We start from the raw sequence: 12567 nt of genomic DNA on the forward strand, positions 1-12567 counted from the left end.
AAACTCCTTAAAAATCAGTATTTTGCAAAATATTTATGCAACAAAGCCTATACATAAGAGCAAACGATCTTCCAACGGTAATTTATGCGGTCGTCCTTTACCAATATGACGAGGTAACTGCTTATTTAGCTCGGCCAACATGAGGTTAAATGTAGCCCAACTAACACCGGTAAGCCTACGAAACTTAACGTCTGATAATTTTTGAATATCTTTGAATTTCATCCAAGGATTATCCTTTGAATTAAATAAGTTTGCTGATTAATTTAAGATCAAATAAATTGTACGTTTTTTGATTTATGACGGAAGTCTATTAACTATATATTATTTCTTAAAAAACTATGTAATATTTAATGGAGTTAATAGGTTGAAATTATGGTAAATGAGTCAAGTGAAAATTTTTAAATATTCTTTTGTAATTTTAGCCGTAGTCTCTGTTTCCGCATATACCATGAGTGATCGTCAATCCACACAGTTTCAAATCAAAATGCAAGTTATAGAAATTTGTGAGATTGGAGCAGGAGGCTCTTCGGATATTGATTTTGGGACTGTGACTCGTAATGCACAGAATGTTCAAGCGACAGGGAGCTTAAATGTTCATTGTACTAATGGTACTCCCTATAATATTGCTTTAAATAGTGATGGTCGTTTGAAGCATGCCAATGATATTTCTATACAAATTCCTTATCAGCTTTATCAAGATCATGCCATGAGCAAAGAATGGGGCAATATTGCAGACAATCGTTTGTCACAACAGGGGACAGGGGAAACACAAAATATTAAGATTTGGGGTAATGTTCCCAATGCTAATGTTCCTGCTGGGAAATATAGTGACACAGTAACTGCGACGATTACCTATTAATTTTAAAAATAAAAATCAATAAGTTAGAGTTACTGTAATCGTGTCAGAGTATTGCCCAGTACTACTGATGGGTTGAGCTGGAACCGTTGCATATATAGGTATATTATGATTGTCTACAGAGTAAAAAGTATTACCTTGCCAAGGTTGATCATCGTGTGCGTTCCTAAAAAGGTTGTATCGGATATAGTTTCCTAAAGCATTTCTCATTCTTCTTTGTGTGCCCTGCGCATTGATGCCATTATTTAAACTGACTTGCATAATAGTGCCAACGGGACAGGCTAACTGTATATTTCCTGAGCTTATTAACGGTATCTTCAGTTGGTCAACCGCACCAAAGTTAATATCTGTTGTCGACTGAATTAAGCAACTATTTTCATAATATGAGTTAACAATTAAATTATTATTACCAGTATTCGAATTTGCAAGGGCTTCTGTATCCGTTGGTACTTCTGATCCAACCTTGTATGCAGAATAAAGTTTCAATCCAATACTATTCGTTTGATAGTATGCTGCTGGTACGTTCTGTCCAGGCAACACCTGACCATATAGTTTAAGCCGATTACTGACATTTCCAGTTCCTGCTTCAAACTGGAAAGTTTGGCATTGTGCTTGGTTTTTACGTTCTGAATCAGGAATCTTAAATGTTCTTGCTGCATCAGAATATAATTCATAATTGAGTAATGCTCTTACAGGATTATAAATAATCATACTTCTAGGAGTACTACCTACGGGATCAAAACTATCAGCCACTAAACATAGCTTATACGTTACAGGTTGGTTTGAATTAAAGTAACAGTCAGCAATAACATCTGTTGAAACAAGTGCTGAGCCTTGAGCATTTGATGTTCCTAAACTTAACGTTGCAGACTGCCCCAACCAACAGCTACTAGCATAAGCAGGTAAACAAAAAAGACTAGATACTAGAAAGAATAAACTTGCATAAATAAAATATTTCGTTGAATCACTCATTTTAAACAAGTCATTGCAGTTTATTGACATACCATTCGCCCCAAGTCACTAAAACCTTTTAATGTTGTAAGTTCAGGCAGTATCACTCTGCACTGCTTAAGTTGATTGCCTATGTAAAGTGTATTATTTTTTAGGTTATCGATATACACAACTCCATCGTGAGCCACAATAGTTGTGGGTTGTTGTTGCTGAATCGGTTCTTCTTGCCATACAGAAGTTCCCACGTTCACATTTTGTCCCTGTAAATCTACTACTTGAAGTTGCACAGATTTCACTTGATACATCGGGAATTGTACAAAAACACCACTCGATTGGCGTGGTACAGCATTTTGTTGCGTTTTTTCAATTTTTAGATTAATTGGCAAATCAAGCGTATCTATAGCGATACTATTATTCTGATAAGGGTTCAAATAATCGAGTAGTAGATAACCTTTTTTATTAGTTTTACCAATTAAACGATTCTCTAGTCGTACAGGCACATCAGGTATTTGATCTGTTGAAACGATAGCAAATGAACCACTGCTTAGGCGTTTAGGTAAGATAGCATCTTTCAATAGTACAACCCCGCCATTCACTGAAGCATAAATACTGGTATTACTTTGGTCTGAGGTCGTATGTTGAACGTTAAGTTGGGCCAAGCCATAACGACTTAAATAATCCAGTTGCCCCTGAAATTGTGAGTATAACTCAGTATGATTGGCCCTTGCTTGCCAACCGAAACCACCTTGGTCTTGATCCACAGAATGTAAGACGTTCAGGCTAAGTTGATTTTGATCATTACTGCGTTGAGCTGTGATAGTTGCTGAATTCCGTTTCGCCCATGGAATATTAAAGGACAGGTAGTAACTATTTTCTTTATTTAGTAAGTCCCTGCTATAACTTAAATTCAGATTCATTCGTCGAGGGAAAATATAAGACCAGTTCAATAGAACATATTCGTTGCTGGACTGACCCTTATATTCTTGTTGAATATAGCTCCCTCCTAACTGACCAAACTTCGTATTTAAGCCCATGTAAAATTGATTTGATTGGGTTGCATATGAAGCATCATTTAAACTAGCGATATCACTGAACTGCCCATATTGACGTAATCCATTATAATTTAAGCTAAACAATGCTGAGCTCCAACTATAACCAAATCCAAGCAACTGTCCCGTGTTTTCAGGTGTATAACTATGGGCATAAGAGACATTGAATTGACCAGCTTGTCTCCCTAATTGGTAAACACCACCTAGCCCCACTTGCTGTAACTTTTCAGTCAACTCAGTATGGGTCTCAACAGTCAATGTATTGCTTAATCCATAACGATAACTACCACTTAATGCTAAATCATCAGCATAATCAAATGAAGATATGCCATAATTTAATTTAGGGTAACCAAGGTTAAATGACCAATCATTTAGACCCCGTGCCAGTAAGTGATTTGCGCGATAGAGTGAAAAATTTTGGACTTGTTGTTGGCCATTGATGTCAGTGATGACCATTTGTGCATTGCCAGCACCTGTAATACTCGGTGTAGTTTGAATATCAAACTGCCCTGGCACTACATTCTGTGATGATTGCTTGATACCATTAATGATAAGGTCAATCTGTGAAGGGAGTGCAACCTGCCCTTTAAAACTCATTAATGGGGTTGTAACCGTATAAGGCTGTAATGCGAAATTTTTAGCCAAACTTAGACCACTAATCCGAGTAGAGCGTGTCCACGTTAAAGCATCACTTTGCGCATCGCCCAAACGTAAACGAAGCATTTGCTCTGGGAAGTCTTTCTCCCAATACGTATCTAGAATTTGACGATCAGTAAACTGATTATCTTGATATTGATAATTACCTGAAATACTCAGTACACCATTGAATAGACCAAAATAACGAAGTTCATTCCATCCATTAAATGAAAAATGATCATCAGTTTGTTGTGCAAAAGCCGTATAGTTTAAAAGTAAGCCTTGTCTTTCTTGCTGGGGATTAACCGTTGCTAAAGGTTTAGCTTGATAACTATATTGGTTTTTTGCACTTAATAATTCAATAGGGACTTGTATGGTGATTTTCTGGTTTAGATTGTCATATTGATAACTTAGCCCGTTAATAGCATCTAAAGAAATATAGTTTGTTTGGTCAACCAAGATTTGAGGAGCACTACTTTGAATTGAGAGTTTGTCTAATGATGTCACATCTATATAAAGCTGTTTATCTTGTTGTAAAAAATGTCCTATTTCTGGTTGTGCTGATTGATTTAGTTCGACATCTAAATATAAATCTTGCTGCATATCTTGAATCAGTTTTGGATCGTTGACTTGTGCAAGTGTATTAGGTGCCACTGCAATGATTGCTCCTGCAAATAGCAAATCACTAATCTGCACACTCACAAAAACCACTCCAAAATTGATGAATACATCAATGTGCTAATTGAAGTATTTGTTCACTTACATCCATGTTCACAACAGCAACAAATTTTCCAGTCGGTTGAATATTCAGTTGTTTAGGGATAGGCCATTGCATACTCTGACCATTTAGAACATAGCCCATCAGTCCCATTTGAATTGGTGTCTTTTTACCTTGAGAATCTACATAAGCAAACTGGCTAAAACGCTTATAACTTGTAGTTTGATTGATGACCAGTAATTGATGATCCGTATATTTAAATGTCATGCCTTTTAAAGAAGTTAAGCCTTGATCTACAGCATTTATATGTGATGTTTTAAAGAAAACTGGGATCGAATATTTCAGCAAAAGCTGCAACCCGCTTTTCTCTTCAGTTTTTGGATTAGGTAATTCATCAACGATGAGTCGATAGGCTTGTTCAGATGAAAGATTGCTATTTGCGCTACGAATCAAGCGAACTAATTGTCTTTGCCCAGCAGGTATAGTCAATACCATGGGGCTTGCTATCAGATCTTTTGTAGGTGTAATAACATCTTGATTATTATTTTGTGTCCAATAATTTACTCGGACTTGGCCCCGAATTTCGTCACTTCCTGTATTGGTTAACCAAAGCTCTTTAACTTTTTCCTGAGGGGAAAACTCTAATAAAATAGGCGCAACCTGCAAGCTTGCAGCATGCGCCTGTATCATAAAAATACTCGTTACTAAACAAACTAAACTGTACTTACGTAGTAGATTAGAGCAACGTATCGTATTTCTCATATTGATATCCTTTAAATGAAGAATATCTTTACGATAACAAATATTAATATGTTACCGTGGCTGTAACTGTATCTTTATAGTTGCCTGCACGAACATTTGTTGAGCCAACGACTTTAGCAATTACAGTGATTGCTTCTACGTTACCTGAACCACTGTTTGAATATTTATTTTCATCGTTATCCCATGGCTTATTGCCATCTTGGAATAACTCATAAGCAATAATTGATGATTCATCTGTTTCATTTTTCATCTCACCACTACCTGAAAGACCTACACGGTAGGGTGTCTGATTTGTACAAGTTACATTTAGGGTTCCTGTTTTATCACTTGCAACACTACCGCTATTTACTTTACCAAAATCAATCTCTGTTGCATTGATAGAACATGTAGAAAGAACTTCAATTTTTACATCAAAAGTTGTTTGTGCCTGCTGTGTGCCTGCTGCTGGTGTTTCAGCACTTGCTTGTCCAGCTAAAAGTAAGTTAGTAGATACTAATAATGCAGTAGTGATAAATTTTTTCATTTAAGAATTCCAAGTATTAAATCCGATAGCCCAAAAGCAATCGTCATAAATAGCATTGCTTTCACTTTTTATTTTTTATAGGTACTAAAATCACGTCTATAAAAATAAGTGTGAAATTTATCACTTTTTATATTTTTTTCAAGTTTTTTTTTTTAACCAGCCATTCAGCATTATTAAATGTATTCGTCATTATTCTACTTTTTATAAAATAATGAGGCATATTGAAATTAAGTTTTTTGATTCAATGGAATGGGCGTTATATAATAAAAAATGGGAGCCTTAAAATCCCATTTTTCTATTATATTTTTTAAATTTTAAGCATGTTGAACTGTCAATTTTAAACCTAAAGCATTCACAACACGGTTGATCGTATCAAAACGAGGCGTTGAATCTTGACGAAGTGCTTTGTAAAGGGCTTCTCGTCCAATACCTGCTTCTTTCGCAATTTGGGTCATACCTCTTACTTTAGCAATTACACCAAGTGCGTGCGCTAATTCAGCAGGATCATTTTCTTCAAGAACCATATTGAGGTATATTACAATATCTTCTTCAGTTTTGAGTGACTCAGCCATATCAAAACTTGGTAAATCAGCTACTTTAACCATTTTAATCCTCCAACGTTTTTGATAATTTGACTGCACGATTGATGTCTTGTTGTTGAGTTGATTTATCTCTGCCACCAAGCATTACAATAACTACGTCATCATGTTGGATGTAATACATCCTCCATCCTGAACCGAAGAACTCTCTCATTTCCCAAACACCATCTTGGAGAGGTTTAATGTCTCCCCAGTTCCCACGTTGAACCTTATCTAATCGGCGATTCAAGCGAATGCGGGTCATATTGTCTTTAATGCCATCCAACCATTAATCAAATTCTGGTAGACGTTTAATTTTAATCATGAGGATTCCTTTTCTTCTCAGTATATTGTATTCGATCGAATACATAATGCAAGATTTTTATCCCAAGAGTTGTCCGCAGAAATTGGGGATTATTTCTGAACTGTGACCCTTGAGAAATCAGGAAAAAATGCAAAAACGAATGTTTTTTGATCAACTTTATTGGCTAAAAGTTACATTTTTGCTTAAAAATAAACCGACTTGTCTCCAAGTCGGTTGAACGAGAACGTTCCAGAGGGTATGAATAACGATAAGATACTGATATTAAAGTAATATTAAAAAAACGTTTCGTATAAGCTCTATTATGTTAAATGGGTTCTAAAAAAGGCTTTAATTCTGTTGAAGAATGTATGTACAGAGGATGCCCAGGTTCTCCACTTTTATTTAATTTAAGATAATGGAGCTTATCTTTTAGAAGTTGTTTTACAAAAGTTGATCTGTCTTTAAATATTCCAGCATTTCCCCAACAAGCAATAAGTTGATGAGATTCTGTAGCTAATTGCTGCAAGTAAGCATCATTTTCAGGGCCAATTGGATCTTCCTGAGACATCATTTCTTGTGGATCAGTGGCTCTATATGCAAAAAGATTAGCCATGTAGATGCCACCACCCCCCCAACTTTTAGCAAAGTTAATACAGCGATTGATAGTTGGATCATCTTGAATATGATCTGCTGTTGAAGGATTTAGGCCAATAAATGTAAATATAGGTTTCTCTTTATCCCAAATACGCCAAAGTGAATAACGATATTTACTACAATCTGAAATTATTGCACCCTTTTCCATAAACCCCTCTATTTAAATATATGATTATGTATCTTGTATCATAACCTCTAATTCTTATGAAAAAGAAAGTGAATTTAATTCATGGAGATATCACAGAATTTCCAGTAGATGCTCTTATTAGTTCTGCAAATAAATCTTTATTAGGTGGGGGTGGCCTAGATTATATCATTCATAAAAAAGCAGGATCTCTGATGAAAGAGGCTTGTATCCATCTAAATAAAACAAAAGGTGGTTGTCAGACTGGCTGTGCAGAAGTAACCGTTGCAGGTGACCTACCTGCTAAATTTGTTATTCATGCGGTTGCTCCTAGATGGCTAAATGGTGAAAAAAATGAACCACAATTATTGTGTAATACTTATAGTAGTGCTTTAAGAAAAGCAGAGGAAATTAAAGCTCAAACAGTTTCTGTTCCGAATATGGGAACTGGGGTCTATAACTTTCCTAAGCAGCTAGCAGCAGAAATTGCTATAGGTACTATCTTGTCAGAATTACCTTTTTATAATGAAGTGAAAGAAGTCTTTTTTGTCTGCTATGACATAGTAAATTACGAGATTTATAAGGGCATATTAGAAAATATTGATGACCCTAAAATTGAAATCTTAATTTAAGTTTTCCTAAAATTAACATAATACACCTTATACGAAACGCCCGAAAAAATCCATTTTAAAACAATGTTTTATAGGTGTAAAAACAGCCTAAGCACGCTCTCTTAGGCTGTTTCAGAGATTTTTCGTGTTCCACGCTCAATAAGTAATCGATGTTCCACGGTTTTATTTAGTTTTAATAAACCTCATCCGGTTTTTTGATGAGTCATTATTTCATGTGCTTGCACTGAAATTGGCTCATCAAAAAAGTGGAGTCCTGGCTAACCATAGGGAAGGAAAAAACGGCTCAAGAATCCCCTCTTTTTAGGTTCAGGCTCAACATGTTCTGGAACAGGGATACGTTTGTTCTCTGGAGTAGTCAATCCGTCCTCTTTAACCTGCTTTAACTGAATATTTGTTGCCATATCAGTTGGGTTTGGCGAAATATTACTTTCAATATTCTCTTTATTAGGTTCACTACTAGTTTTATGTGGCTTCATTTCAATTAGTGTAAGAAGCGTATCGATACGAGCATTAGCTTTAGCCTCTCTATCTTCTGCTTTTTCTAATTGTTTCTTTAAAAAGTCGATCTGATTTTTTAACTCTACTACTGTTTTATCAGTGTATTCGGGTGTATCCAGATTCTGTATTAGAGACGTATCAATACGTTTTGACTGTTTTCCAGAAAACGGTTCACCATATACACGCAATAATTCTGAAAAGTCTATAAAGCCATCATGATCACGGCTTAATACCCCATTTTTTATATCTTTATAAAGTGTCGCTCTAGATTTTTTATACAGTGTGGCAGCATCACTAACACTGTATTTTGTACTTGTTTTCATAGTGTATTACTGTGTATTTAAGATACGTATTGAAGAATACAATAAGTGTATTCTTCAATACACTCAAGGTTTGAAGCCTAAGTTCCGTAAGTAAGGTAAAAACTGCTTCTGTTGTTTTGGATCTCTAAGTTTTTCCTTGATTTTTGAAGCTAATATTTCATAGCTCTCACCCTCACGTGCTAGATGAGAAAGTTCATGTAGACGCGATAGTTGATTACCAAACATGTTTATCTGAGCATCTGTTAACTTATAAAACTCTTTCGGTATGTCTGTACTTTCCTGACCAATACTTTTTGTTTTTTCTTTAAAAGAAAAAGTAATGTGAGTAACTTTACGACCTGTTTTTTTCTGCTCATATGTCACACGTAAAGGGCTGTATTCATTTATTTGATCTACAGCAGTATCAATTACCCTTTTTTTAAAATCAGCAAATAACGGATACTTTTTACCTAGTTCCAGCATGGTTCGTAGATTATCAACAGAGATTTCACGCTTACCTATTTGTCTGTATTGCACCAGTAACTCATAGATACGGATACCGTATCCACTGTTGATACCTGCGATATCAGATAAAGCATATTTCGTAAATTCTCTACTTAGGTTGGATATAAAAGGCAAAATTGGTTTTGAAAAGCGAATACCAATGACACTTTGACTATCTAAAAACTGAACCTCTTGTACCCATCTCATTTTGATAGATTTATCGTCCACAGAGAGGTTGATAGACCTTTCATAAAGTCTATTAATCCCTTCTTTTAAATCTCTATAGGCTGTTTTCTCATGTACTCCTAGGAGCTGTAATTCATTAACACTCACTGGGTATAACTCATCATCTGTGATGGGTTGATTCTTTGGAATACGTGAAATGGCTGCTAAGACAATACGTTGCTCTACGGCACTTAATTGATATGAAGCTTCTATAACTTGATTTGATTTTACAACTTGATTCTTATCCAAAATAAAACCATTTAATTTTTAATATATGACAAATATATACTTGTCATAGTTAGTAGTCAATCCGTCATAGTTAAGTAGTCAATCCGTCATAGTTAGTAGTCAATCCGTCATAGTTAGTAGTCAATCCGTCATATTTAAATGCTGAAACCATTGCTACTAAAGGCATACAGAGGGCTGAAAAGATTTAAAATATTTAAAAATAATTAAAAAAGGAAATTTGAAAAATTGCCCTTGGTTTTCGCTTCGCTCAAACTCTATTGAATCTCGCTTTCGCTCGATTCATCGGGGCAATTTTTGGTTCATGTTTTCGTGACTTTTAGAAAAAGCAAAAGCAACTCGGAATTCGCTTCGCTCATCAGCTTTTTTTTCTCGCTACGCTCGGTTTAGGAATCAAATTTGGAAAGTTCGCACCCATTCGGGATGCTCTGTAAAGCAGGTGATTGATGGATAGGGAGCTTGTAATCAGGGAAAGGGATAAGCAAATTTTTTCAGTTCGCTCGTAGACACTCGCTCTGTTTATCGACTCATGCCACGAGATTTCATTTTAGGAGCTTGTTGCTGTGCTTTGAGCTGTTGTTCTTGTCTGAGTTTCATCTGTTGTTCTGCTTTGATCTCATCCACACATTTTTTAATGACTTGATAGGATGGGTATAGAGTCTGGTATTGCTTGGCTTTGGCCGGATGTTGTTGTTGGTACTGCTTCCAGGCATGTTCTTTGAATTTTTCATTTTCCAATAAATCCTTCACACCATGTTTTTTCTGGTGTTCATGCTGACCTTTCAGTTTTTTGTGTTCTTGGTAAATCGCATCACGTTGGGCTTCCCAGGCTTTTTTTCCAAACAGTAAGGGTTTGTTCTGGGTTAATTCGTTGTGTTGATCGACCAGGCTTTGCAATTTGTCATGACTTTGCTTGAGTCCGCTTTTCACGATCTCCTGGGCAAGGTGCTGATTGAACTCGTTTTGATGTTTGTGGTGCTTGGTCAGGTTTATTTCGGCTTGTTTGAGATTGCGCTGCATAAAATCCAGGTCTAGATTCGCGTCTTTTGCGCTGATTTCGCGATTTAGCACTTTGCCAAGGGTTTCCCTCTGTTTTTCTTCAAACAGGGCTTTTTCGTCAATTGGTGGCGTTTTAGCACTATTTTTGATTTGGATCTGCTGTTCAGTTTTTAGTGTATTGAGTTTGATCTCATTTTCAGCAATCAGCAGATCCATATTTTTGTCGTATTGCAACTGAGCCTGATTTCTCTGTTTGATTTCGTCATTGCTTCGGCTGATTTCGGTCTCAATCCCTTTTCGGCGCAGTTCGGTGACTTTCGGTCCTTCGTGCAGGGTGGCTTCCAGGCCATTCTCCTGGTCTTTGTAGCTGCGGTGGTCGACTCGGGCGGTGTATCCGGCTAGATCCAGGTGCATATTGCAGATATCGGCAAAGTGTTCGCGCCAGTGCTCGATTTCTCCACTGTGTTTCTGATCGAGTTCCCGGGTTTTCTCTGTAAAACCTTCGGGCGTAAGTTTACGTGTGCTCATCAGGATATGGGCGTGATAATTGCGCTCATCACTGCCGGATCCGGTATGCGGTGCATGAATACAGGCATCGACTGCTACCTGATGTCTTTCCACGATGCTGGCACATAATTCTTCGAGCATGGCCAGACGTTGTTCCTGGTTCAGTTCACTTGGAAAGGCAATTTCAAATTCCCTGGCGACTGTCGAGTTTTTTCGGGTTTCCCGTTGTTCAACTTCGTTCCAGAGTTTTTCTCGATTCTTTAAATGCTCTGGTGCGCCTTCTGGTAAATAAATTTCTTTGTATTCCACACCAGTTTTTCGGCTGTAGTCATGTTCTCGGCCTTCACGTTCACAATAGATCTTTTCACCTGCCCGATAGGCAATCGCAGCAGTGGCGGAACGTCCTGCTGATCGTGCTACGGTTTTGACTGAAAAGTGGTAAATCGCCATGCCTGTTTTTCACTTTTAAATTTTCACGTAGTGAAATACAACCGTGCATACGGTTGTCGGGGTATTGGGGAGACCCCAATCGGACTTGCAAACAAAGTTTGCATAAGTGCGCTCTTCGAGGAAAACATTACTATACATATAGCACGTTGAATGCATATTCAAGTGCGCTTATGTTAGGGATGGTTTCCCAGGATGATGGTATTGGATTAATGAGCGTTACTGAAACACTAGACAGCAAAATCAAAGCACAGGAAGAAAAGCTAAAGCAGTTAAAGGCTCAAAGACAGGCAGCACTGGCAAGAGAACGTGCCAAAGAGAAAGAACAGGCACGAAAGGACGATACCAGACGCAAAATTTTAATTGGATCCTGCATGCTAAAAATCACTGAAGAAGATGAACAAGCCAGAGCTAAACTAATTGCTCAGATGGATAAGTATTTGACAGATGAGCGTGACCGAAAGCTTTTTAATTTATAAATTTTGAGAGATGAGTAGTGGAAGATCCAACACTTAATGAGTTAATACGTAATACAGAATTATTTTTTGAACATCACTGGAATGTAGATCTATTAGGAACGCCTCCTGAATGGTCACCAGTACATTTTAATTTTGGGAAAATTCCTAATTACGATAAACAAGGTGTATATGCGTTTATCAAAGGGGATTTAGTGACTTATATCGGTGTTGGGACTTCTAGAGGTGCTGGCCGTTATCGTGGTAATGGCTTAAGCGCCAGGGTAATGAAATATTGCCGATGGAATGAAGATAAAACTGAATATATTGCGATAGATCCAAGACTGAAAGATGCTGGATCCATCATTACAATAGGCTTTGAGCGTGATACGGCTTATTTAGCAAATGCCCTAGAAGTTTTTCTTATCTCTAAAATCCAACCTGTCCACAATGTGGTTAAAGTTGGTATGTAATTTCGCATAAGAGATTTTATGTTAAATACTTAAAACATCATGCTCTTTTATTTCTAAGAGGCTTTGTTGCAAAAATACCTAACACTATGATTTTATTATACTTATTTTTTATTAAAATTTTCTT

Annotated in this window: 15 protein-coding genes; 4 read left to right on the forward strand and 11 right to left on the reverse strand. The window is 36.7% G+C overall.

Annotation, left to right across the window (positions count from 1 at the left end):
* Positions 1-33: 33 nt before the first annotated feature.
* On the reverse strand, positions 34-222 hold the full coding sequence (locus O4M77_RS15485) for a hypothetical protein (RefSeq protein ID WP_157799961.1): 189 nt from the start codon (positions 220-222) through the stop codon (positions 34-36).
* 157 nt (positions 223-379) lie between these two features.
* On the opposite strand from O4M77_RS15485, the gene O4M77_RS15490 reads away from it, so the two are divergent.
* The gene (locus O4M77_RS15490) at positions 380-859 is read left to right on the forward strand and encodes a spore coat U domain-containing protein (RefSeq protein ID WP_323714132.1); all 480 of its coding nucleotides are present in this window, start codon (positions 380-382) and stop codon (positions 857-859) included.
* Between the two features lie 15 nt (positions 860-874).
* On the opposite strand, the gene O4M77_RS15495 is transcribed toward O4M77_RS15490, so the two are convergent.
* The 7 genes from O4M77_RS15495 to O4M77_RS15525 form a co-directional block, all read right to left on the reverse strand.
* Positions 875-1828 (reverse strand): spore coat U domain-containing protein, encoded by a 954-nt coding sequence (locus O4M77_RS15495; protein ID WP_323714133.1) that lies wholly within the window; start codon positions 1826-1828, stop codon positions 875-877.
* Between the two features lie 20 nt (positions 1829-1848).
* Complete coding sequence (locus tag O4M77_RS15500; RefSeq protein WP_323714134.1) at positions 1849-4194, reverse strand: fimbria/pilus outer membrane usher protein; 2346 nt, start codon at positions 4192-4194, stop codon at positions 1849-1851.
* A gap of 28 nt (positions 4195-4222) precedes the next feature.
* A complete protein-coding gene (locus O4M77_RS15505) occupies positions 4223-4900 on the reverse strand; it encodes a molecular chaperone (RefSeq protein WP_323714135.1) in 678 nt (225 codons plus the stop codon).
* A gap of 115 nt (positions 4901-5015) precedes the next feature.
* Entirely contained in the window at positions 5016-5495 is a 480-nt protein-coding gene (locus O4M77_RS15510) for a spore coat U domain-containing protein (protein ID WP_323714136.1), read from the reverse strand.
* Positions 5496-5809: 314 nt separating this feature from the next.
* A complete protein-coding gene (locus O4M77_RS15515) occupies positions 5810-6100 on the reverse strand; it encodes an addiction module antidote protein (protein WP_100358201.1) in 291 nt (96 codons plus the stop codon).
* 1 nt (position 6101) lies between these two features.
* Entirely contained in the window at positions 6102-6338 is a 237-nt protein-coding gene (locus O4M77_RS15520; RefSeq protein ID WP_323714137.1) for a type II toxin-antitoxin system RelE/ParE family toxin, read from the reverse strand.
* Positions 6339-6702: 364 nt separating this feature from the next.
* The gene (locus O4M77_RS15525; protein ID WP_033134783.1) at positions 6703-7179 is read right to left on the reverse strand and encodes a DUF1643 domain-containing protein; all 477 of its coding nucleotides are present in this window, start codon (positions 7177-7179) and stop codon (positions 6703-6705) included.
* 56 nt (positions 7180-7235) lie between these two features.
* Between O4M77_RS15525 and O4M77_RS15530 the strand changes: the two genes are divergently transcribed.
* Positions 7236-7787, forward strand: coding sequence for a macro domain-containing protein (locus tag O4M77_RS15530; RefSeq protein ID WP_033134790.1), 552 nt, complete (start codon positions 7236-7238; stop codon positions 7785-7787).
* A gap of 257 nt (positions 7788-8044) precedes the next feature.
* Here O4M77_RS15530 and O4M77_RS15535 read toward each other — a convergent pair whose 3' ends face one another.
* The 3 genes from O4M77_RS15535 to mobQ form a co-directional block, all read right to left on the reverse strand.
* Positions 8045-8608: a plasmid replication DNA-binding protein gene (locus tag O4M77_RS15535; protein ID WP_323714129.1), complete on the reverse strand. Its 564-nt coding sequence runs from the start codon at positions 8606-8608 to the stop codon at positions 8045-8047.
* Positions 8609-8671: 63 nt separating this feature from the next.
* The gene (gene repM / locus O4M77_RS15540) at positions 8672-9565 is read right to left on the reverse strand and encodes a replication initiation protein RepM (RefSeq protein ID WP_004734502.1); all 894 of its coding nucleotides are present in this window, start codon (positions 9563-9565) and stop codon (positions 8672-8674) included.
* 516 nt (positions 9566-10081) lie between these two features.
* Positions 10082-11518: a MobQ family relaxase gene (mobQ, locus tag O4M77_RS15545; protein WP_323714130.1), complete on the reverse strand. Its 1437-nt coding sequence runs from the start codon at positions 11516-11518 to the stop codon at positions 10082-10084.
* A gap of 209 nt (positions 11519-11727) precedes the next feature.
* On the opposite strand from mobQ, the gene O4M77_RS15550 reads away from it, so the two are divergent.
* Together O4M77_RS15550 and O4M77_RS15555 are read left to right on the forward strand one after the other, a co-directional pair.
* On the forward strand, positions 11728-11994 hold the full coding sequence (locus O4M77_RS15550; RefSeq protein WP_006581723.1) for a hypothetical protein: 267 nt from the start codon (positions 11728-11730) through the stop codon (positions 11992-11994).
* Between the two features lie 17 nt (positions 11995-12011).
* On the forward strand, positions 12012-12443 hold the full coding sequence (locus O4M77_RS15555) for a hypothetical protein (protein WP_323714131.1): 432 nt from the start codon (positions 12012-12014) through the stop codon (positions 12441-12443).
* Positions 12444-12567 lie beyond the last annotated feature (124 nt).

The sequence above is a fragment of the Acinetobacter sp. YWS30-1 genome, from assembly GCF_033558715.1.
GTDB lineage: Bacteria > Pseudomonadota > Gammaproteobacteria > Pseudomonadales > Moraxellaceae > Acinetobacter.